At 62.1% G+C, this 21,633-nt stretch carries 22 protein-coding genes; 9 read left to right on the top strand and 13 right to left on the bottom strand.

Annotation, left to right across the window (positions count from 1 at the left end; translation table 11 throughout):
* Nucleotides 1–170: 170 nt before the first annotated feature.
* The 5 genes from EK369_RS13975 to EK369_RS13960 all read left to right on the top strand — a co-directional run bounded on the left by EK369_RS13975 (nt 171) and on the right by EK369_RS13960 (nt 4,764).
* Complete coding sequence (locus EK369_RS13975; protein ID WP_127114886.1) at nt 171–1,610, top strand: M20 family peptidase; 1,440 nt, start codon at nt 171–173, stop codon at nt 1,608–1,610.
* 136 nt (nt 1,611–1,746) lie between these two features.
* Nucleotides 1,747–2,457 carry a hypothetical protein gene (locus EK369_RS13970; RefSeq protein ID WP_127114885.1) on the top strand — a complete coding sequence of 237 codons (711 nt, stop codon included), beginning with the start codon at nt 1,747–1,749 and terminating at the stop codon, nt 2,455–2,457.
* A gap of 38 nt (nt 2,458–2,495) precedes the next feature.
* Nucleotides 2,496–2,618, top strand: coding sequence for a hypothetical protein (locus tag EK369_RS22310; protein WP_268920615.1), 123 nt, complete (start codon nt 2,496–2,498; stop codon nt 2,616–2,618).
* 104 nt (nt 2,619–2,722) lie between these two features.
* Nucleotides 2,723–3,772: a fatty acid desaturase gene (locus EK369_RS13965; protein WP_127114884.1), complete on the top strand. Its 1,050-nt coding sequence runs from the start codon at nt 2,723–2,725 to the stop codon at nt 3,770–3,772.
* Between the two features lie 62 nt (nt 3,773–3,834).
* Complete coding sequence (locus EK369_RS13960) at nt 3,835–4,764, top strand: glutathione S-transferase C-terminal domain-containing protein (protein ID WP_127114883.1); 930 nt, start codon at nt 3,835–3,837, stop codon at nt 4,762–4,764.
* Nucleotides 4,765–4,807: 43 nt separating this feature from the next.
* On the opposite strand, the gene tmpB is transcribed toward EK369_RS13960, so the two are convergent.
* Nucleotides 4,808–5,395 (bottom strand): (R)-1-hydroxy-2-trimethylaminoethylphosphonate oxygenase, encoded by a 588-nt coding sequence (tmpB, locus tag EK369_RS13955; protein WP_127114882.1) that lies wholly within the window; start codon nt 5,393–5,395, stop codon nt 4,808–4,810.
* Nucleotides 5,392–6,519 (bottom strand): 2-trimethylaminoethylphosphonate dioxygenase, encoded by a 1,128-nt coding sequence (tmpA, locus tag EK369_RS13950; RefSeq protein WP_127114881.1) that lies wholly within the window; start codon nt 6,517–6,519, stop codon nt 5,392–5,394. Before tmpA ends, tmpB begins: the two co-directional genes overlap by 4 nt.
* Before the next feature lie 98 nt (nt 6,520–6,617).
* Between tmpA and EK369_RS13945 the strand changes: the two genes are divergently transcribed.
* Nucleotides 6,618–7,475, top strand: coding sequence for a LysR family transcriptional regulator (locus EK369_RS13945; RefSeq protein WP_127114880.1), 858 nt, complete (start codon nt 6,618–6,620; stop codon nt 7,473–7,475).
* Nucleotides 7,476–7,529: 54 nt separating this feature from the next.
* On the opposite strand, the gene EK369_RS13940 is transcribed toward EK369_RS13945, so the two are convergent.
* The 3 genes from EK369_RS13940 to EK369_RS13930 all read right to left on the bottom strand — a co-directional run bounded on the left by EK369_RS13940 (nt 7,530) and on the right by EK369_RS13930 (nt 11,297).
* Complete coding sequence (locus EK369_RS13940) at nt 7,530–8,615, bottom strand: Zn-dependent alcohol dehydrogenase (protein WP_127114879.1); 1,086 nt, start codon at nt 8,613–8,615, stop codon at nt 7,530–7,532.
* Nucleotides 8,616–8,704: 89 nt separating this feature from the next.
* The gene (locus EK369_RS13935) at nt 8,705–9,907 is read right to left on the bottom strand and encodes a TCR/Tet family MFS transporter (protein ID WP_127114878.1); all 1,203 of its coding nucleotides are present in this window, start codon (nt 9,905–9,907) and stop codon (nt 8,705–8,707) included.
* Between the two features lie 73 nt (nt 9,908–9,980).
* Nucleotides 9,981–11,297 carry a lyase family protein gene (locus EK369_RS13930; protein ID WP_127114877.1) on the bottom strand — a complete coding sequence of 439 codons (1,317 nt, stop codon included), beginning with the start codon at nt 11,295–11,297 and terminating at the stop codon, nt 9,981–9,983.
* 176 nt (nt 11,298–11,473) lie between these two features.
* Between EK369_RS13930 and EK369_RS13925 the strand changes: the two genes are divergently transcribed.
* A complete protein-coding gene (locus EK369_RS13925; RefSeq protein ID WP_127114876.1) occupies nt 11,474–12,352 on the top strand; it encodes a hypothetical protein in 879 nt (292 codons plus the stop codon).
* On the opposite strand, the gene EK369_RS13920 is transcribed toward EK369_RS13925, so the two are convergent.
* The 6 genes from EK369_RS13920 to EK369_RS13895 all read right to left on the bottom strand — a co-directional run bounded on the left by EK369_RS13920 (nt 12,353) and on the right by EK369_RS13895 (nt 17,629).
* Nucleotides 12,353–13,063: an alpha/beta fold hydrolase gene (locus tag EK369_RS13920; protein WP_127114875.1), complete on the bottom strand. Its 711-nt coding sequence runs from the start codon at nt 13,061–13,063 to the stop codon at nt 12,353–12,355.
* Nucleotides 13,056–13,844 (bottom strand): 3-oxoadipate enol-lactonase, encoded by a 789-nt coding sequence (gene pcaD, locus EK369_RS13915; protein ID WP_127114874.1) that lies wholly within the window; start codon nt 13,842–13,844, stop codon nt 13,056–13,058. The genes EK369_RS13920 and pcaD overlap by 8 nt, the downstream gene beginning before the upstream one ends.
* Nucleotides 13,841–15,037, bottom strand: coding sequence for an endonuclease/exonuclease/phosphatase family protein (locus EK369_RS13910; protein ID WP_127114873.1), 1,197 nt, complete (start codon nt 15,035–15,037; stop codon nt 13,841–13,843). Before EK369_RS13910 ends, pcaD begins: the two co-directional genes overlap by 4 nt.
* A gap of 100 nt (nt 15,038–15,137) precedes the next feature.
* Entirely contained in the window at nt 15,138–16,112 is a 975-nt protein-coding gene (locus EK369_RS13905; protein ID WP_127114872.1) for a threonine ammonia-lyase, read from the bottom strand.
* Nucleotides 16,109–16,942, bottom strand: coding sequence for an alpha/beta fold hydrolase (locus EK369_RS13900; RefSeq protein WP_127114871.1), 834 nt, complete (start codon nt 16,940–16,942; stop codon nt 16,109–16,111). The genes EK369_RS13905 and EK369_RS13900 overlap by 4 nt, the downstream gene beginning before the upstream one ends.
* Nucleotides 16,943–17,629, bottom strand: coding sequence for a haloacid dehalogenase type II (locus tag EK369_RS13895; RefSeq protein ID WP_127114870.1), 687 nt, complete (start codon nt 17,627–17,629; stop codon nt 16,943–16,945).
* A gap of 140 nt (nt 17,630–17,769) precedes the next feature.
* On the opposite strand from EK369_RS13895, the gene EK369_RS13890 reads away from it, so the two are divergent.
* Together EK369_RS13890 and EK369_RS13885 are read left to right on the top strand one after the other, a co-directional pair.
* On the top strand, nt 17,770–18,198 hold the full coding sequence (locus EK369_RS13890; protein WP_127114869.1) for an FKBP-type peptidyl-prolyl cis-trans isomerase: 429 nt from the start codon (nt 17,770–17,772) through the stop codon (nt 18,196–18,198).
* A 95-nt stretch (nt 18,199–18,293) separates the two neighbouring features.
* Entirely contained in the window at nt 18,294–19,358 is a 1,065-nt protein-coding gene (locus EK369_RS13885) for an NAD(P)H-dependent flavin oxidoreductase (protein WP_127114868.1), read from the top strand.
* Between the two features lie 151 nt (nt 19,359–19,509).
* Here the strand turns inward: EK369_RS13885 and EK369_RS13880 are convergent, their stop codons facing one another.
* Complete coding sequence (locus EK369_RS13880) at nt 19,510–20,304, bottom strand: enoyl-ACP reductase FabI (RefSeq protein ID WP_127114867.1); 795 nt, start codon at nt 20,302–20,304, stop codon at nt 19,510–19,512.
* A 5-nt stretch (nt 20,305–20,309) separates the two neighbouring features.
* Nucleotides 20,310–21,539 (bottom strand): beta-ketoacyl-ACP synthase I, encoded by a 1,230-nt coding sequence (gene fabB / locus EK369_RS13875; RefSeq protein ID WP_127114866.1) that lies wholly within the window; start codon nt 21,537–21,539, stop codon nt 20,310–20,312.
* Between the last annotated feature and the right edge of the window lie 94 nt (nt 21,540–21,633).

Genomic DNA, 21,633 nt, shown 5'->3' with positions numbered 1-21,633 from the left:
GGTTCTCTCCCTTTTTGTGCCCTCACGGTAGCCTGCCATTGACCCGGTGCAAGGCTGAATGCGTCAGGCATTTGTCGTCTATGGCCGAATTCGACAGGTTTTTGACGCCAAGTCAGCCGTGACAGCACGCGCCGCAATGGGCAGGCTCTTGACCAGCGGAGGAGTGGATCATGATGAAACGTATTCTGGCAGGGCTGTTGCTGATTGTCGTGGCACTGGTGGCGGTGATCGGCATCAGAACCATGATGTACAAACCCGAAACCGTGACCCAATCCGAGCGCTTCATCTTTGACGCCGACCTCGACAAGACCGTGGCGACACTGGCCCGCGCGGTGCAGTTCGAAACCGACTCCACCGACATGACGCGCCCCGATTTCCGCGCCTTCCTCGACTTTCTCGCCACCAGCTACCCCGGCTTCCACGCCACGATGGAGCGGGTCGAGTTGGACCCGGTGACCCCGCTCTACAAATGGCAGGGCAGTGATCCAGACTTGCAACCGGTGCTGCTGGCAGCCCATTACGACGTGGTCCCAATCGCGTCCTTCATCAAATGGACCTACCCGCCCTATGGCGGCGTGGTCGAAGACGGCTATGTCTGGGGCCGCGGCACGCTCGACAACAAGGGCGCGCTGATCACCATGGTCGCCGTGGTCGAACAGTTGATCGCCGATGGCTTCACCCCCAAACGCACGATCTATTTCAGCTTTGGCGGCGATGAGGAAACCGGCGGCAAGGGCGCACAGGCCGTTGCCGACTATCTCAACACCAACAACATCCGCCTCGCCTGGGCGCTGGACGAAGGCTCTTTCGTGCTGGACGACATCATTCCCGGCCTCGACGTGCCGGTGGCCAGCATCAACCTCTCGGAAAAAGGCTACGTGACGCTGAAACTCGTCGCCACCTCGGGCGGCGGACATTCCTCAATGCCGCCGCGTGACACCGCCGTGGGCAAGCTGGCAGGCGCTGTGTACCGCCTTCAGAAGAACCCCGTACCCGGCGGCCTGACCGGCGTCTCGGCGGAATTCTTCGACGCGCTGGGCCGTCATTTCTCACTCGACAAACGCGCGATTTTTGCCAACCGCTGGCTGTTTGATCCGGTGCTGACCGGTATCCTCTCCGGCTCGCCCTCCACCGACGCCATGCTGCGCACCACCACCGCGCCCACCATGCTCGAAGGCTCGCCCAAGGAAAACATCCTGCCCACCCGCGCCGTGGCCACCATCAACTTCCGCATCCATCCGCGCGACACCGTCGACAGCATCATCGAGCACGTGCGCGACGCGATTGACGACGACAGCATCGAGATCGAGGTGAACCGCGAATTTGCTTCGCCCGCGTCACCGGTCTCAGACAGCTCCGGCCCCGGCTACCTCGACATTCAGGCCGCAATCCGCGACGCCTTTGGCCCCATCGCCACCGTGCCCGGCCTGACCATCGCCGCCACCGACGCGCGCCACTATGCCAAGGCCGCCGACGCCGCCTATCGCATCAACCCCTTCCAGATCACCGGCGACGACCTCACCCGCTTTCACGGCATCGACGAGCGCCTGTCGATCGACAACATCCAGGCGGGCATCAACTTTTACGCAGCGCTGATCGGGCGGCAGTAGTCTGAATTCCGGGATAGAATTCAAAATCTGTAAAGGTGAACGGTAAAGGCAATACCCGATTGTGGCGAGTTCCAAGATGAGGTAACTGGCTGATACGGCGAGTCTATTGCCGCACGTACCCAACTCATCCGGTCCGATGTACAAATACGCCCTTCAACTATTCCGTGTCTATTGGCAGTTTATCCTGGCAACATCGGTTATCTTGTTTGCCTTCGACATCTGGGCAGCCACCAGCGCCATCAAAGGCCTTGTACCAAAATTCTTTGTCTATGGTTTTTTGATCTTCAACTTCCACTTCACCACGCTCAAAGGCATCCGTGTGTCGGCGTTCGGCAGCATACCACCGGGCGGTAAGCCGACCTTTAACTTCTGGTTTGCCTACGGGCTTCCTGTTGCCGCAATTGTGGTGGTCTTTTTCGTTTCGTTCAACGCGCTGAACGAACCGTATGGAACTTCGGCGGCAGGATATTCCACGCTCATAATGTTGGTTGCGTTTGGTCTCTTCCTCGCTCTGTTCGGCACAATGATCCCGGCGGCGACCGTGGGAACATCAGTGGGACTGCGCGCAGCCCTCCGGCGCTCACGCCAAAGCTTTTGGTTTGTCCTGTGGAGGCTGATCCTCGGGCCCGGTCTTTATGGGGTATGCCTGTTTTCTCTGGTCATCGTGTTGCAGAACAAGGGGATCATTCCCCCTGAGCCACAGGCTTTTGCGCAAGTGACACCAATCAACGCGCTCTGGTCCGTCACCATTACCATCTTGGGCCTCTTCAACAGCGCTCTGACGGCAACCATCCTTTCGATGGCTTATCTTCATGTGGAAGAGCAAGGGCGAAGACCACAACTCTAGCCAATGACAGGGTCTTACGGTCGTCAGATGCGCTCGTTTTGGGCAATCGCACAATCGACGATTTCTGTGTCGCACAGCGGCAGGCGGGCATGGATTCCGACGCCCGCATCGGGCGGCAACCGGTGCCTTTGGCCGAGTTTGGCGGCAAAAAGTTGCCGTGAGGGCAATAAACTGCCCCCTGTGCCGCAATCGCGCATTTGCGAAACGGGTGACTTCGTGTAGGGCATCTGCAGGGGATGTCCCCGGACCTTTGAAAAACAGGCGCATGTTCGATATCTCCGACTCTACACCGCACGTCTCTCAGACACGCGACCCGAAAGAATGGGTCAAAGTCCTCTCGAAATACCGCGAGCCCAGCCTCCTGCGCAGCGTTTACGAGCTCGCCATCACCCTCGGGCCTTTTGTCGCCCTATGGGCGCTGGCCTGGTGGTCGCTGTCTGTCAGCTACTGGCTGACACTGGCGATCTCCCTGTGCAACGCGGGATTTCTCCTGCGGCTTTTCGCGATCCAGCATGATTGCGGCCATGGTGCGTTTTTCAGCAGCCGCAAAGCCAGCGACTGGCTGGGGCGCGTGCTGGGGGTGCTCACCCTCACGCCGTATGACGTCTGGCGGCGTACCCATTCCATCCACCACAGTTCCGCCGGCAATCTGACACGACGCGGCATCGGTGACATCCATACCAAGACCGTGGCCGAGTATCAGGGCCTGAGCCGATCGCAGAAACTGGGCTATCGCCTGTATCGCCACCCTGTTGTCCTGTTCGGCTTTGGGCCGGGCTATCTGTTCCTGCTGCAAAACCGTCTGCCCTTTGGCCTGATGGACAGCCGCCGCTACTGGATCAGCGCCATGGGCACCAATATCTCGATCTTTGTCTGCCTGACGCTGGTTTTGTATTTCGGTGGGCTGATGCCGGTGCTTTTGATCTTCCTGCCCTCGACCCTTCTGGCCGCCACTGCAGGCATGTGGCTGTTCTATGTCCAGCACCAGTTCGAGACCACGCAATGGGACACGGACGAGAACTGGCAAATGCATGATGCCGCCCTGCATGGCAGCTCGCACTACGTGATGCCTGCCACGCTGCAGTGGTTCAGCGCCAATATCGGTATCCACCATGTGCACCACCTCTACAGCCGCATCCCGTTCTATCGCCTGCCCGAAGTGCTGCGCGACAACAGGGAACTGGCCGAGGGCAATCGCATGACCATCCGCCAAAGCCTTGGCAACGCCCGTCTGCATCTCTGGGACGAAAAATCCCGCCGCCTGTTGTCCTTTGCCCAGGCCCGTGCGCTGGGCGGAACAGCCAGCCCGGGCTGAGCCCCGCTTTTATTGTCCGGGGCAAGTGCCTATCTTCACTGGAAACAGCGAGGTAGGCGCACATGGGTATGCTCATCAATGGAAACTGGGACGACACCGCGGATCGTTCGATGGTGTCGGGCACATACCGTCGCGAGCAAAGTGCGCTGCCGACATCTATCAACCCAGAGCTGCTTGGCAGCATGGGTGCGCAGCAAAACCGCTTTTTCCTGATCGCCTCGGCAAGCTGCCCGTGGTCGCACGGTGCCGTCATCGCGCTGGTGCTTTCGGGGCTGGGGGACCAGATTGGCATTCAATGGGCCGGAGGTCCACGCCGCCAGGGCTATGGGCTGTTGCCGGGCGGGCCTCTTCCCAAACGATCAACCTATCAGCACCTGCATCAGTTCTACACCGCGACGATCCCTGTCTACACCGGCCGCGCGACGGTGCCGGTCCTGTGGGACGCGCAGTCCGAGACAATCCTGTCCAACTCATCGGCAGACATCATCCTGGCCTTTGACGCCATCAGCCCCGAGATGTCATTGCGTCCGGACCATCTCGGGGATGAGATCGACGCGCTGACGCAGTATATCTTTGACGGCCTGTCGAATGCTGTCTACCGCGCGGGCAAGTCCCAGCGGCAGGACGAATATGACGCGGCGGTCGATCTGGTCTTTGACACTCTGGACGCGTTGGAAAACCGCCTTGCCGGCAAAACCTATCTGTTCGGAGACAGGCTGACGGGGGCCGATGTCAGATTATTCGCCACGCTGGTGCGGTTCGACACGGTCTATGCCACGCATTTTCGCTGCACCCGAAAACGGCTGGTCGACTACCCGCACCTATGGCGCTTCACGCGGCAGGTATTCCAGATGCCGGGCATTCGGCAGACCGTGGACTTCGCGGAAATCCGCTATGGATACTATGTCAACGACGGTGACCACAATCCGCATGACATCGTGGGTCAACAGCCAGAGATTGACTGGGACAGCAAGGCGGGCATCGCCGACTAGCGGACGTCTTGCGCACTCTGGCGTTGGGTCAATCGCCAGGGCGTCACGCGCAATGCGCATCCACCAGCCGTTGCACCATCGGCGCAAAGTGCTGAAAACCCGGCGTCTCCATATCCGCACGTTTGCCCGCTTCGTCCAGATACCGCACCTGGATGATCTTTTCGAGGTTCGGGTTCTTTTGAAACGCGGCCACTTCTTCGGCAGACATCGGCCCGCCCTGCAACTCCAGCGTATGGACCGAGGCCGGGGACAGCCGCTTGAAATACTCAGGCTTGGTGGCACAGAGATACCGCTTGGCCGCCACGTGGTACAAAACACAATCGGTGATGACCGACGGAAAGAACGGTGCCAAAACTTCGGCACCGGCATCCTCGTGGTGCCGGTCTTCGGTGTCGGTGGGCGCATAGGTGCCAAACTCAGACGTGAAATGCCCGATGTCATGCAGCAACGCGCCGACAATCACATCCTCGGGCATGCCGTTCTGTTCGGCAATCGTGGCGCCCTGCAACATGTGCTCGGCCATGGTCACCGCCTCGCCAAGGTATTCCTCGCCGCCGCGCCGGTCAAAAATGTCCCCCAGAAACGCAACGATGTTGTCTTTGGTCAGGGTGCTGAAATCCGGCTGGCTCATGCGCTTGCCTCCAGGGCGGCCAATGTCGACAAAACACCGTCCTTATCCGCGTAACAACCCTGCAACCAGCGGCTGCCTTCACCGGAATACCCCTTGCGGGCATGCAGCACGCGGGTGTTGTCCACCACAAAGGCCTCGCCCGGTTCCAGCTTGAACACCACCTCCATGGCTGCGTCATCAATGATGTCCGACAGCTGGCGATAGGCGGCGTAATAGGCCTCCATGTCCTCAAACGGAATGTCCACCAGCGGCGCAATCGAGCGCGAGTTGAAGCGCACAGCCCGCAGGGTGCCATCGGGGTCCAGCTCGATCATCGGACGGCGCGACTGCAGCTTGACGCCAGCGCTGCCGGAATAGGAAAACCGCGCGGTATACTTGGCGAGCAGGTCAAATCCCGCCGGATTTTCCGCCTTTAACCGCAGCGCACAGGCGTAGCCGTCCACCACCATGTTCTCGCCACCCGTGGCCGAGTTGTCGAGGCACGACAGCACCTGGATCGAGGGCACCGGGTCGCGATAGGGGTTGTCCGTATGCGCCTGCAGGCCCAGCCCGGTAAAGGCGAGGTTCACCGGGTTGACCTCGGTGCGCACCTCGAAATGCCGCCCGTAATTGGTCTCGCGCACATAGCCGAACAGATCGACGATCTTATATAGGTTGCCCTCTTCCACCGGCAGGTTGGTCACCTTGGCAAACCCATAGCGCCGGACCATCTCCAGCCAGTCGCGCCGCGCCGCATCGTCGCTGCTCAGCGCGGCATAATCCCCCGAGGGCACGGCTGTGTTCAGCGCACCGTCCCAGGCCTCGACCCCGTCGGCCAACTGCCCCGGCTCGCGGGCCTGCGGTTGGTCATAGGCATGTGCCGCCAGCCAGCCCAGATCATAGGTTGCGTCATGCCCATCAGGGTCAAACGTCAGCGCCAGCGTGTCACCTTCGACCGCCGCCGCGCGCACGGTGGCGTTCAGCGACAGGTCCGCCATCGTAATCAGCCGCTGCCCGTTCGAGGCATCCCGCGTCGCGCCATCAATCGCGTTGTCGCGCAGCCAGATCGCGTGGAACCGGCTGGCGCCTTCTGGCGTGTGCAGCGTCAGCACGGCGCCGTTCTGGGAAAGTGAAACTTCGGTCATGAGGCAAATGTCCTGTAAATGTGTTTCCGTGGATAAACTGCCCATGTTAACTCATTATGGCAAATTATCCTTTTCGTGTCTGAGAGGGCGATTCCCTAATGCAAACACCCAGCTTCGACCAACTGCCCCTGGAATGGATCCGCGCGTTCGAGGCCGCCGCGCGGCTGGGCAGCTTTACCGCCGCCGCCGCCGAAACCGGCCTCACCCAATCCGCCATCAGCCAGCGCATCGGCCATCTTGAATCGCGCCTCGGCACGCGTCTCTTTTTGCGCCTGTCCCGCCAGATCAGCCTCACGCCCGAGGGCGAGGCCTGGCTGCCACATGTGCAGCTGGCGCTCGAAGGGTTGCGGGACAGCACCGAGGCGCTGTTTGGCGTGGCGCGCAACCGCCTGACCATCTCGGCCTCCAGCTCGATCACCGACCTCTGGATCGTGCCTCGTCTGGCGCGGCTGACGCAGGACACCGGCGCGGAAATCCGTCTGCGCACCATGGTGGTGACCACCGGCGAGGCGCGCGAGGATGATGCCATCCGTGTTCGCTACGGGGCAGGGGACTGGCCCGTCGCCTTCCGCGCGCCGCTTTACGAAGAACGCCTCAGCCCCGTTGCCGCGCCCGCCCTGTTCGAACAGGGCGCCTGGGCCGATCTGCCGCGCATCTCGGTTGCGGGCCCGCGCCCCGGTTGGCGGCAATGGTCGGAACGCTTCGGAACCCCGACGACGCCGGTGCCGCACCTGCGCTTTGACACCTTCGCCTCGGCCCTTGCCGCCACCCGCGCGGGTCTGGGCGTGCTGCTGGCCTCATTGCCGCTGGTGCAGGCCGATCTTGACGCCGGCACAGTCAAAAGGGCCAGCCCCAGGGAGCTGACCCATCATGAAACCTATTGGCTTTTGGCGACCAAGGAACGCCTGTCGCGGCGGCAATGGCACCAGCTGACCGCCAGTCTTACCGAGACCTGACGGGCTCTCGGGACCAAGCGATTTCGAAATCGCTTGGCCGCGGACGATGCGCGCCTATTTGAACAGGATCACGTTGCGTTTGGCGGACCCGGTCTTGGTGTCCTCAATCGCCTCGTTGATCTGATCCAGCGACCAGCGCCCCGAGATCAGCTCGTCCAGCTTCAGCCGTCCCTGATCATAGAGATCGACCATCCACGGAATATCCCGCTTGATCACCACATCGCCCATCTTGGACCCCTGCATGCCCTGTCCCATCGCGGCGAGGATCACCGGCTCATAGCTGGATTCCTGACCCGAGTGCGGCATGCCCACCATGATGACCTTGCCGCCGCCCGCCAGATAGCGCGGCGCGTCGTTATAGGCCGGGATGGCACCCACGGTCACGATCACCGCATCCGCCCCGCGTCCCATGGCGCGCATCGCCTTGACCCAGGGCTTCTTCTCGGTGGCGAGCACGCCATCGGTGGCGCCGAACTCTTTTGCGATGGCCAGCTTTTCCTCGCTGACATCCACCGCCACGATACGCCGGGCACCCGCGATCCGCGCGCCTTGAATGGCGTTGAGACCCACACCCCCGGTGCCGATCACCACCACGTCCTGACCCGCGCGCAATCCGGCGGCATTCACCACCGCGCCAACGCCGGTGATCACGCCACAGGCAATCAGGCTCGCCGCCTCCATCGGGATATCCCCGGTGAACTTCACCACCTGGCTCTGGTCCACCACAACCTTTTCCGCAAAAGCACCGCAAGCCATCGCCTGGTGCAGCTTGCCACCGTCCGCCGTGGTCAGCGGCCCCTTGTCACCATCATAAGGCGTCTCGCAGCCGGTCGGGCGTCCGCCGGAACAGGAGGGGCAGGACCCGCAGGCCCGGATCAGCGTCACGATCACGCTGTCGCCGACAGAGACGCCATTCACGCCCGCACCCACCGCGCTCACGCGCCCTGCGGCCTCGTGGCCGTAGACTGCAGGCAGCGATCCGCCCCAGCCCCCTTCGGCATAGGTGATGTCGGAATGGCAGATGGCCACCGCATCCAATGTTACCTCAACCTCGGCCATCTCAGGGGCCCGCAGGTTGACCTCTTCCACCACAAGCGGCGTGCCGAATTCGTGACATACCGCAGCTTTGATCTTGCTCACTGGGAAACTCCATTCTCCGTTTCAGCCAGCGTCGCGCCGCTGGAAACGCAAAGCAAGACAGAATGAGACAAAGACCGGTCGCAAACGCGCTAAACGCGGCGTCGCGAGCGCAGAAAGACCAGGATACCCACAACCATGAAACAGGCCGACAGCAGAAAGGGGGCGCCAGGGGCGTAGAGTCCCGCCTCGGGTCCCGAGAATCGCGCAAACACCAGGGTCATCACCAGCGGCGTGACGATGGTGGCCAGCGACACCAGGCTCGCCAGGACTCCCTGCAATTCGCCCTGCGCATCATCCGCCACACGCCGCGACAGGATCGCCTGCAACGCCGGAAAGCCGACGCTGGCCGTGGCCACGATCGGGATCGCCAACAGCACCAGCGTCGCATTGCTGGCAAACCCGAAGTAGACAAGAAAGATGAACTCGCCGCACAGCCCCAACACCACCACCCGCCGGTCCCCCAACAGCCGGATCGCCGGTTTGACCAGAAACGCCTGGGCAAAGGCATAAAAGCCGCCGTAAATCGCCAGAGACACGCCGATCATGCGCGGGGACCAGTCAAACAACTCGGTGCCGTAATAGGGCCAGATCACCGAGTAGACGATCATCGCCACCTCGTAGAAGAAATAGGTCAAAAGCAAAAGCGCCACCCCCGGCAGCCGCCCAATGGCGCGAAAGGCACCAAACGGGTTGGCGCGCTTCCAGTCGAACGGGCGGCGCAGGGTCTCGGGCAGGCTCTCGGTCAGGACAAAGAACCCGACCAGTGCCGTGGTCGACGCCAGCACGGCCGCGACGACAAAGGGCGTGCGCGTGCCGAACTCGGCCAGCATCCCGCCAAAGGCCGGGCCAATCACGAACCCGATGCCAAAGGCCGCATGCACATAGCCAAAGCGCATCGCCTTGTCGTCTCCTTTTGAAACATCAGCCATATAGGCCATGATGGTGGAAAAGGTCGCCGCCGTAATGCCGCCCACGATACGCCCAACCAGCAACAGCCACATGGTATCCGCCAGCGCCATCACCACGTAATCCAACGCCATCACCACCAGCGCGATCAGCATGACAGGGCGGCGTCCGAACCGGTCCGAGATATTGCCGATCACCGGCCCGAACAGGAACTGCATGACGGCAAAGGCCGTGGTCAGGATACCGCCCCAGATCGCCGCATCCGCAAGTGAACTGCCCGAGACCTCCTGGATGAGGTCCGGCATCACCGGCAGGATCAAACCGATTCCCATCGCGTCGATCATCGCAATCGACAGAACAACCAACAGGGGCAGGCGGGACGACATAAAGACACCAAATGCGGAAAAAAAATCAGGCCCAAGGGCTAACAGGGGCCCGCGCGCTTGGAAATCCGCCCGGTTACAGTTTCCTGACCCGTTGCACAAAAGCACCCCCGGCCTCGGGCGCATGTCCCATGTGCCGGGTCGGATCGAACAGCGCGGCTGCGTCCAGCGCCGGGAAATCCCGCGCCACCAACACCTGCAACGCCACGCCGCTGTCCTGCGCCTCTTTGCACAGCGCCTTGGTCACCGCCTGCGCCTCGGGGCGCGGCATCTCGGCGACAAGCGCATAGGACAACGCCTCGGCGTGGATCAGGCCCAAGGGGTCACCCACGGTCTCAAGGTTTGGCTCCAGCCCCTCCAGCATCGTCCGGGCCACGCTCAGCGCCGAGGCCGCCCCAAGACAGATCTGCGGCAATACCAACCATTCCGTGAACCACGCCGCCCCGTCGCGCTGATGCCTGTGCACCGAGGCCGCCCTGAGCGTCGCCTCCAGCCCGCGCGCCTGATGCCCCAACGCCACCAGGCCCGAGGCCGCCACCGGGTTCTGTTTCTGGGGCAGGGTGCTTGAGGCCCCGCCGCCGCCCAGGGTGACGTCGCCAATCCCCGACATCGCCATGACAATCACGTCCTCGCCGATCTTGGCCAGCGCGCCATTCACCCGCACCAGCCAATCGGCAATCCGCAACACCGGGGTGCGGTCCGTGTGCCAGCTGCGCCCGGGGTCCGTCAACCGCAGCGCCTCGGCCACCTTGCCGCGCAATTCTGCCGCCCTTGGCCCATAGGTCGCGCCCGTGCCCGTGGCCCCGGCCAGTGACACCATCAGACAGGTTTCGCGCAACCCCGGCAGCTCCTCTGCAAGTGAAATCAGGGGGTTGCCCCATTCCGCCACCTGCGCGCCAAAGCTCGTCACATTGGCGTATTGCCCAAAGGTCCGCGCCGCCATCGGCGTCTCTGCATGGGTCTCGGCCAGCGTGGCAAGCCGTTTCAAAACGGCTTGGACATCGCCCTCCAACAAGCTCAAAAGCTGGCGCAACCGCAGCATCAGGCCTGTGTCGATGATATCCTGCGAGGTCGCGCCCCAGTGCAGGTATTGCGCATGTTCCGGGGCCTCCATCGCCTTGCGAAATTCGGCCACCAGCCCCGGCACACTGACGCCGTTCTGCCCGGTCGCGCCCGCCAATGCGCCGGGATCAATCTGTATCTCCATCGAGGTCCGGTGGATCAACGCGCCTGACTCTTCGGGGATCACCCCCATCTCGCCCTGCACCTTGGCCAAGGTGCCCTCAACCAGCATCATCGCCCGCACCTCGGCAGTGTCCGTGAACAACCGCCCGGCATCCCCGCTCGGGAACAGTTTGGAAAACAGCGGACTATCAAACACCGACCCGGCCATGGGTGTATCCTTTCTCAGCTTCTGGACCGTCGCGTGACACACGGGACGGGCACTGGGTGTCTCTGATCCTCAACAAATCAGGATTGCGCCCACCGACCTAATGCAGTTTGGTCAGAGGCGAAAGGGAAGGCACCTGCGGACCCAGGGATTTTCAAAACCAATTCAAGCTAAGCCAGATGCAATTTCATCACTACCAGACCCTCCACGACCTGCGCCACGCGGCGGATTTCCTGCTGTCACATCACACCAAACAACGGGGGCACCGTGCAAGCACACTGGCTCAGGCCCTCGCGGAGGCCATCAATGGGCGCGATCCCCTTGCCGCATTGCCCCTTACACAGGATGACGTGACTTATTGGGAGGTCATCGTCTGGACGCCAGAGGCAGATGCACAATCGCGGCTAACCGCCCATTGTGTCTATTTGCACGATCTTTTGTTCAAAGAACAATCAAACGACCTGTCACTGGAATGGGATGGCATCTCTGACGCACTCAACGATGCCCCCAATGGTGTGCGCTCTGCCATTGCGCGCGGGTTCGCGCTGGCCGATCCGTCTCTGAACATTCCATTGAACTCGCGGGTTACCCAGCCGCGCGATCAGGTGATCTTGCCACTGCAGGATTTGGCCCGCAGTATGACGCCCGAGATGATCGACCATGTGTCGAAACTTGACTACGGCAAGGAGGTCAAGACCCATCACAAAGCGATTGTAGACCTGCTTCGCAGTCCCGATCTGCGGTATCCAGAAGGTGAGTGCTGGTTCCCGGCCGAGGTGATTGAACTGGCGTCTCACACCCCCGAATTGCCCGCCTTTGTCCCCTGCACCGCTATCGTCCTCATCAACGCATTTAATGACGGCGATGGGGATATTCATGCGAGCTTTCGGTGGTCTATTGGTCGCGCCATCTATCGAGCGTTGGTTGACGACCAAAAACATCCCCTGTTGGAAGCCTTCAGGCACCTTGCAGAAAGTGAGCCAGATTGGGATCCGTTTTTCGAGCATGCCCACAAGCGCACCATCACAATGGATCACCTCGTAGACTGGCAGCCCTAACTACTCCTTCAAAATCCCGTCAATCATCGCCGCCAACCCCTTGGGGTCTGCAAAAAACGGCGAATGGCTCGTGGCCATCTCATAGACGTCTTCGGCGGGCCAGTCAGCCACCATCTCGGCCTGAAACTCGGTCGGGATCGCGTTGTCGTAGAGCGTGCGAATGTAGCTTTTCGCCACCTCCAGATGCCCCGTCCCCAAGCGCGCAGGCGTGGTCTGGGGCAGGGTGGCTTGGATGCTCAGATGCTCCAGCGCAAACTCGGTCGTGCCTGCCGGGCAATCGGCATAAAACACCTCCTGCGCATGTTCGGGATAGACACCATAAGACAGCCCGTCCTCACCCCGATCCACCGCCTTCAGGATCGGCTGGCGCGGTGCGAGCTTGCGCATATCCACCAGCGACAACCCCTCGCGCGGGATATAGGCACAAAGATAGATCAGCCGCCGAAACCTCTCGGGCGCGATATCAGCCGCCAGGGTCGCCGGGAACCCACCCCAACTGTGCGCCACCACCACCGTATCCGTGCCCAGGGCGTCCACCACGGCCTGCGTACAGCTCTCCAGCGTCACTTGATCCAGCGGCGTGTCATCGCTCCCGTGGCTTGGCATGTCCATCACGCGCACGTCATGCCCCAACGCCCCGAGGACGGGGGTCAGATCGCGCCAACACCACGCCCCGTGGCAAGACCCATGCACCAAAAGGATGTCAGACATGGCCAGTCTCGCGCAAGAAATTGGTCAGAAGTTCGGCGTATTCCTCCGGCTTTTCAACACACGGCAAATGCCCCGCGCGCCGGATCAACGCAAACTGCGACCCCGGCACCAGATCGACGGTCTCGCGCACCAGATCAGGCGGCGTGCCACCGTCCTCGGACCCGGCAATGCCCAGCACAGGCAACCGCAGCGCCGCCGTGGGCGTGTAGAAATCCGTGCCCGCAATGGCATGGCTGCAGCCGATAAAGCCCTCAACCGGCGTGCGCGTCAGCATGTTGCGCCAAATCTCCAGCTCGGGCGTCCTGGCAAAATCCTTGCTGAACCAGCGCTCCATCGTGGCATCGGCCACCGCCTCCATGCCGCCGTCTCGCACTGCGCCGATCCGGGTATCCCAGACCTCGCGCGTGCCGATCTTGGCCCCGGTGTTCGACAGCACGACACTGCGCACCATATCCAGCCGCTTGGCCGCCAGCCCTTGCGCAATCAGCCCGCCGATGGACAGGCCGACAAACATGGCCTCGCGCACCTCCAGCATATCCAGCAACTGCTCCACATCCCGCACCAGCGCACCCATGGAATAGGGCGGTTTCGGACAGGTCGACAGCCCATGGCCGCGCTTGTCATAGCGGATGATCCGCAGACCCTCGGGCAGATGCGGCAACACCGGGTCCCACAGCCGCATATCGGTGCCCAATGAGTTGGCAAAGACAATCGGCGCACCTGCCGGGTCGCCATCCTCGCGGTAATGCAGCCGCACATCCCCCAGATCCGCCATCTTCATCGCTGATCTCCGATCTTCATATGCGCCATGACCTGCCCATGGTCGCTGGCCAGTTTGTTATAGGGCGCCTCGGCGTGGCTGCCATCGGTCAGATGGTCATTCAGAACCGAATAATACTCCATCTCGCCAATGCGCTCGGCGTTGTCGGGATGGAAATGCCGCGACATGTATATCTGATCCAGGCTCTCATACACCCCGCCAAAGGCCGAGGTGAACACCATGTCCCGCAAGGATTTCTGCACAAACAACTGCTCACCGCTGACCAGCTGATGCTCCAGCACCGCCCTGGTGATCGCCTTGTTCTCTTCGCTGGAATAGCGGTCGTTATAATCCCGCGCATCATGGCGCAGCATCCAGGAATAGTTCCGGAACGGCACTTCGCCCGAGATGATCTCGGAACTCACCGCATGTTCGCCATCGTTGAAATCGCCCAGCACCATGACCGGGCGACCCTGCCGCAACTCACCGACAATCTCGCGCCGCAAAACCCAGGCCTCGGCCATCCGCCGCACGGCGGCGCGCAACGCCCCCATGGCGCGCCCCACCGGGTCATAGCGCGTCAGATCCGCCTCGCGGGCATACTCCGCACCCCCAGACTTCAGGTATTCGCCCAGCTTGGATTTCAGATGACAGTTGAACACCGTCACCACATGCGCCCCCACCGGAATGCGCACCTTCAGGATGGGCCGTGAAATCCGGCTCAGCGTATAATGCCCCGCATCCTCGCCGGTCAGCTCGCGAAACGGGATTTCCACAGGCGTCTCCAGATCCTGAATGATCTCCGGGTCCCCGACAAAGCCGTACCGCGACAGCACCGCCACCCCGGGCCGCCGCTGCCCCGGACCGCCATCATTCAGGTTCGGCGCAAAGGCCAGCGCGGCCTCCCTGTATCCCTCATATCCCAGTTTGCGAAAAATCGCCTTCTTGCGGTAACTCTTGGTCTTTGACGGCAACACCGCGTCATTGCTCTCCTGCCCAATGCGATCGGTTTCCGCGATCACATCGCGCAGCGCCTTTTCCTCAAAGATCTCCTGAAACCCCACGATATCGGCATCCATCGAGAACATCTGCTGCGCCAGCCAATCCTCTTTCCAGGCGTATTCCTCGGGCGTGTAACTCTGAAACTGATAATACTCCTGATCCGCTCCGATCAGGTTCTTCACGTTAAAGGATGCAATCGTAAACCGGGTCATACCTCTCCCTTCCGAAACACGCCCACGACAGATGCGCCACGCCCCTGCTTCGTATTGCCAAAAATACTCAAAAACCTACCCTACCACAGACGCGCCGCGCTCAGCCAAAACGCGCCAGCGCCTCGGCAAACATCTCCGCATCCACATTGCCCCCGGTGCAGACCGCCACCACAGCCTCGCCGTCAACCTTACCCCCATGAAACAACGCCGCCGCCAGCGCCACCGCGCCACCCGGTTCCACCACGATCTTCAACCGTGAAAACGCCAGCGCCATGGCCCGCATCGCCTCATCCTCGCTGACCACGATCCCCGGCCCACACAGCCGCTGCATGATCGGAAAGGTGATCTCGCCGGGGCTGGGTGTCACGATCGCATCACAAATCCCCCCCGACGTCCGGGCGTTTTCCTCGATCTGTCCGCTGGCCAGTGACCGCGTGGCATCGTCAAACTCTTCTGGCTCGACAGGCCTTGCCCGCAACCCCGGTGCCTCCGCCTCCAGCGCCAGCGCAATGCCCGAGGTCAGCCCGCCCCCGCCGCAACAGACCAGCACATCGGCCTCGGACACGCCCATCGCGCGCGCCTGCGCGGCAATCTCCAACCCCGTGGTGCCTTGCCCCGCAATCACCTGCGGCTCGTCATAAGGCTTGATCATCGTCAGCCCGCGCGCCTCCTGATGCGCGCGCCCGACCTCTTCCCGGCTTTCCCCGCCGGGCCGATCATAGAGCACCACCTCAGCCCCCAAAGCCCGTGTATTGTCGATCTTCATCTGCGGCGCATCCGTCGGCATCACGATCACCGCAGGGCACCCGTGCTTTGCCGCCGCCAGCGCCACCCCTTGTGCGTGGTTGCCGCTGGAAAAGGCGATCACACCGCGTTTGCGCGTCTCTTCGTCCAAGGCCGAGACCGCCGACCAGCCACCGCGAAACTTGAAACTGCCGGTGTGCTGCAGGCACTCCGGCTTTACCAGCACCCGACGCCCGGCAATTTCGTCCAGAAAGGGCGAGGTCAACATCGGTGTGCGCCGCGCATGTCCCGCCAACCGCTCCGCCGCCGCGCGGATCATCTCGATATTCATCTGCGCAACTCCTCAATCCATGCCCGCAACGCCATGACCGACTCGGCCTCGTCCAAAAAGGGCACATGCCCGCGATCCGGCACCGTGGCCGCAATCATCCCCGGCATCCGCGCCTGCATCTCTGCCAGCGTCTTCGCACTCAGCAGGTCCGAGTTGCCGCCGCGAATACAGGCCACCGGCAGGCCCTTCAGCGCCTCGAAAAATGGCCAGAGGTCCGGCGCCTCGGCCTCGGGGTCAAATCCGGCCAGCACCGCATCCCTGAGCTTGGGGTCATAGTTGATGGTCAAACCGCCGTCGGTCTCGACAAAATGCTTTTCCACCTCTTGCCGCCAGCGGCTTTCCGGCACACCCGCAAACCCAGCCATCCGACTGCCGATCACCTCTGCCGCCTCGTCATGGCTCTGCCACACCGGATTGCGGCCCAGGTAATCCACCACCACCGCCAGCCCGGCCAGCTCCAGCACCGGGCCGACATCGACAAAACACACCCCCGCCAGCCGGTCGCGCGCCATCGCCGCCAGGGTCAGCGCGATCAACCCGCCGCGCGAGGTGCCCAGCACCGCCGCCTGACCCAACCCCAGATGATCCATCAATTCCACCACGTCCTGCGTTTCACGCGGGATCGTGTAACTCATGTGGTCCTCAGCCCAATCCGACTGCCCGCGCCCTCGGTAATCCAGCCGCACCACGCGGCACCCCGCCAGCGCCGGCATGGCATAGTCAAAATCCGCGCCATTGCGCGTCAGCCCGGACAGGCAAAGGACCACCGGCCCTTCACCCTCATCCGTGTAATGCAGCGACAGCCCGTCACTCGTGGTAAAACGCGACATTCAAACTCCTGTCAGATCGGGAATGGTGGTGAGATCGCTCAACACATGTTGCGGCACCCACGGCAGCCGGTCCATCGGCTCGCCCGCGCGGTTGACCCAGGCCGTGGTGAACCCATACCCAGTGGCCCCCGCCGCGTCCCAGCCGTTGGACGAGACAAACAGCACCTCGTCGCGCGCGCAATCAAAGCGTTTGGTGACCAGCTCATAGACCACATCCGCGGGCTTGAAGATGCCCACATCCTCAACGCTCAACACATCGTCCAGCACATCCCCGACACCCGCACTTTGCACCGCGCCATCCAGCATGGCGGGCGAGCCGTTAGACAGGATCGCCCTGTTCAACCCCTTGGCCTTTAACGCGTGCAGCATCGCAGGCACCTCTGGATAGGCCGACAGCTCCCAGTAAAGCGCCAGCAAGCGTTCGCGCAATTCCGCGTCCCCGCCCAGACCGCTGTTCTCCAGCGCCCAGTCCAGCCCGTTCTGTGTGACTTCCCAGAAATCGGTATGTGCGCCGGTGATCGCCCGCAGCCAGGTGTATTGCAACTGCTTCAACCGCCAGTCATTCGCCACCTTCGGCCAATGCGCGGCAAAGGCCTCGCGCCCCGGTTCCGCTGCCGCCTCGCGCGCGGCGGCCGCCACGTCGAACAACGTGCCGTAAGCGTCAAAAATACATGTGGTGATTGCCATATCCGCGTCCCCCTTTGCTGCGCATACTGGCAGGCTTGGACGCCCTGTCAAAGCCTGTTTGCACTTCCTGCCCTCACGTCCTAGTGTGCGCCACCTTTTGGCGGGGCGATCCCGCAGCACAACCCAGAACTGGACACCACATGAGCACTGCAAAATCGGGCGACAAGGTCCGTATTCACTATACCGGCACCCTGAACGACGGCTCGGTTTTCGACAGCTCCGAGGGCCGCGACCCGCTGGAGTTCACCCTCGGCTCGGGTCAGGTCATCCCCGGTTTTGACACCGGCGTGACCGGCATGGCAGTGGGCGAGAAAAAGACCATCGAGATCCCTTGCGCCGAGGCCTACGGCGAGTCGAACCCCGGCGCCATTCAGGACGTGCCGCGCGATCAGATCCCGGCGGAAATCCCGCTCGAGGTCGGCCTGCAGCTGCAGATGCAATCCCCCCAGGGCCAGGTCATCCCCGTCACCGTGATCACCGTCACCGACGACACCGTGACGCTGGATGCCAACCACGCGCTGGCGGGCAAGGATCTGACCTTTGCGCTGGAACTGGTCTCGATCGGCTGACCGCCTGATCCACGCGCCCCGACAAAGCCCGCATTTCTGCGGGCTTTTCTTTTGCCGTGACTTGCGTCAGCCTCGGGATCAGAGAGGACCGCGTCATGACCCATTGGCTGAACCATCGTTTCGACATCCCGCACCCGATCATTCAGGCCCCCATGGCAGGCGTCTCCAGCCCCGCCATGGCCGCAGCGGTCTGCAACGCCGGGGGCATGGGCTCGCTCGGGGTGGGGGCGATGACCGCCGATGCCGCCCGTGCTGCCATCCAACAGACCCGCGCTCTGACCGAGCGGCCCTTCAACATCAATGTCTTCTGCCACGGCCCCGTGGCCCGCGATGCCAAGGTTGAAGCCGACTGGCTCGCCGCCATGGCCCCGGAATTTGCCCGTTTCAACGCAGCACCCCCCGATGCGCTGAACGAGATTTACCAAAGCTTCCTGACCAACCCCGACATGCTGGCCATGCTTGTCGACGAGGCCCCCACCGTGGTCAGCTTCCACTTCGGCCTGCCCGAAGCCTCGGTGATCTCGGCACTCAAATCCGCGGGCATCACGCTCTTGGCCTCGGCAACCTCACTGCCTGAGGCCCACGCCTGTCAGGCCGCCGGCATCGACGCCATCGTCGCGCAAGGGATCGAGGCGGGCGGCCATCGCGGCATCTTTGACCCCACCGCCCCGGACGCCGAACTGACCACCGACGCGCTGGTCGCTCAGCTGGCGCCGCACATCGACCTGCCGATCATCGCTGCCGGAGGCCTGATGAATGGCGGCGACATCGCCCGTGTCCTGTCGCTCGGCGCGGAGGCCGCGCAGCTCGGCACCGCCTTTATCGCCAGCACCGAATCTCTGGCCGATGCCGCCTATCGCGCGGCCCTGCGCGCGCCGTCCTCATATCCCGCCACGCTGACACCGTCAGTCTCGGGCCGCCCCGCGCGTTGCCTGCGCAATGGCTTCATCGCGTGGTCCGAACAGACCGACGCCACCATCCCGGCCTATCCGGTCGCCTATGACGCGGCCAAGGCGCTGGCCGGGGCCGCGGCATCGGCTGGCGTATCCGGTTTCGGAGCGCAGTGGTCCGGGGCAGGGGGGCTTTGGGCGCGGCACGGATCGGCAGGTGACATCGTGACCTGGCTGGTGGCGGAACTGGCGGCCAGCCAAAGGGGGTAAAATCCCTGAAAACCTTAAGCCGGGGTTAACATATTCATGTTGTACAACTTGGAGAGGTTCCCCAAAAAAAGTTGTACAACATGGAGAAAACCGCACCGAAGCGCGGTTTTACCGTAACATATCCAATTTTAATCAAATCCGAGGTTTCGGGTCAGAGGTTCTCGGGCTGCGGCATGCCCAGCACATGATACCCCCCGTCCACGCGGATGATCTCACCGGTGGTGAAACAGCCCGCGTCCGACGCCAGATAGACCGCCGTGCCGCCCACTGCCTCAAGTGTTGCGTTTGACCGCATCGGCGCGTTGGCTTCGGTCTGACGAAACGTCTTGCGCGCCCCGCCAATCGCCGCCCCGGCAAGGGTTTTCATCGGGCCCGGAGAGATTGCATTGACGCGAATACCGTCCGGTCCAAGGTCATTGGCCAGGTAGCGCGTCGCCGCCTCCAATGCCGCCTTGGCGACCCCCATGACGTTGTAAAATGGCGTCACGCGGTTCGATCCCTGATAGGTCAGCGTCAGCACCGTGCCGCCGCCGTTTTCCTTCATCAAAGGGTGCGCGCGGCGCGCCACTTCGATCAGGGAGTAACAGGAAATATCCAATGAATTCTTAAAGTTATCCCGGCTCGTGTCGAGGAAACGCCCAGTCAGCTCGTTCTTGTCGGAATAGGCAATGGCGTGCACGATAAAGTCCATCGTCGGCCATTTCACCCCCAATTGTTCAAACGCAGTGTCGAGCGAGGCATCGTCGGTGACGTCGACGTCCACCAAGAAGTCACTGCCCAGTTTTTCCGCCAGCGGGCGCACCCGTTTGCCAAAGCCTTCGCCCTGATAGGTAAAGGCCAGCTCGGCCCCCGCCTCGGCCATGGCCTTGGCGATGCCCCAGGCGATGGAGCGTTCATTTGCAACGCCCATGATCAGGCCGCGTTTGCCTTTCAAAAGACCACTCATACCGCTTATCCTTTGTATTTCGACAGGATCATCGACCCGTTTGTGCCGCCAAACCCGAACGAGTTTGTCATCACCGAGTCCAGCCCCGCATTCTCCACCAACGCGGTCGCAATCTCACCATCCTCAATCGCCGGATCCTGCGTCTCAACGTTGATCGACGGCGTGATGAAATCATTGTCCAGCATCAACAGACAGAAGATCGCCTCCAAGGCGCCAGCCGCGCCCTGGGCGTGCCCAGTCATTGATTTTGTTGAAGAAATTGGCGGTTGGGTCTGTCCTTCGAACACCCGGCGCACCGCTTCGACTTCTCCGACATCGCCCACAGGCGTCGATGTACCGTGGGCGTTGATGTAGCCGACGCTGCGGCCTTCGGGCAGGGTCGACAACGCCAGCCGCATGGCCCGCTCACCGCCTTCACCAGAGGGCGCAACCATGTCGTGCCCGTCCGAGGTGGCCGCAAATCCGGTCACTTCTGCGTAAATCTTGGCGCCCCGCGCCAATGCGTGATCCAGGTCTTCCAGAACCACGATACCACCGCCGCCCGAGATCACGAAACCATCGCGGTTTTCGTCAAAGGCTCGGCTGGCTTTTTCAGGGGTGTCATTATACTTGGATGACATCGCGCCCATGGCGTCGAACAGACAGGACAGGGTCCAGTCCAATTCTTCACCGCCACCGGCAAACATCACGTCCTGCTTGCCCATCATGATCTGCTCTGCGGCATTGCCGATACAGTGCAGCGAGGTCGAGCAGGCCGAGGTGATCGAATAGTTTATGCCCTTGATTTTAAAGGCAGTTGCCAGGTTTGCCGAGATCGTCGATGACATGCACTTGGGCACTGCAAAGGGCCCGATCCGCTTGGTCGCGCCGGTTTTTTCCACGGTCTGGTGTGCGGTCAGCATGGCACTTGTCGACGGGCCTCCCGAGCCTGCGACAAGCCCGGTGCGCACGTTCACAACATCGTCTTCGCCCAGACCCGCATCCGCGATCGCCTGCTGCATGGCGATATGCGCATAAGCCGCGCCATCCCCCATAAAGCGCAGCGCGCGTTTGTCGATATGCTCTTTGGTGTCGATCTTGAGTGTGCCCGCAATCTGGCTGCGGAACCCGTGCTCAGCCATTTCCGGGCTGGCTTCGATACCTGATTTTCCGGCTTTCAGCGAGGCGATGACCTCTTCGGCATTGTTGCCGATGGACGAAACAATGCCCAATCCGGTGACGACGACACGACGCATACGTGCACTCCCTTATCTGCTTATGCCTTTAGTAGGCATTGCAGGGCAGGGGTGCAAGATGGGTTGGCCTTACGATGTGTTTGGGTAAGTCCGA

It is taken from the genome of Shimia sediminis (assembly GCF_003990645.1).
GTDB lineage: Bacteria > Pseudomonadota > Alphaproteobacteria > Rhodobacterales > Rhodobacteraceae > Shimia > Shimia sediminis.
Note: the sequence above shows the minus strand (reverse complement) of the source record. Positions and strands in the feature narration are given on the sequence as shown.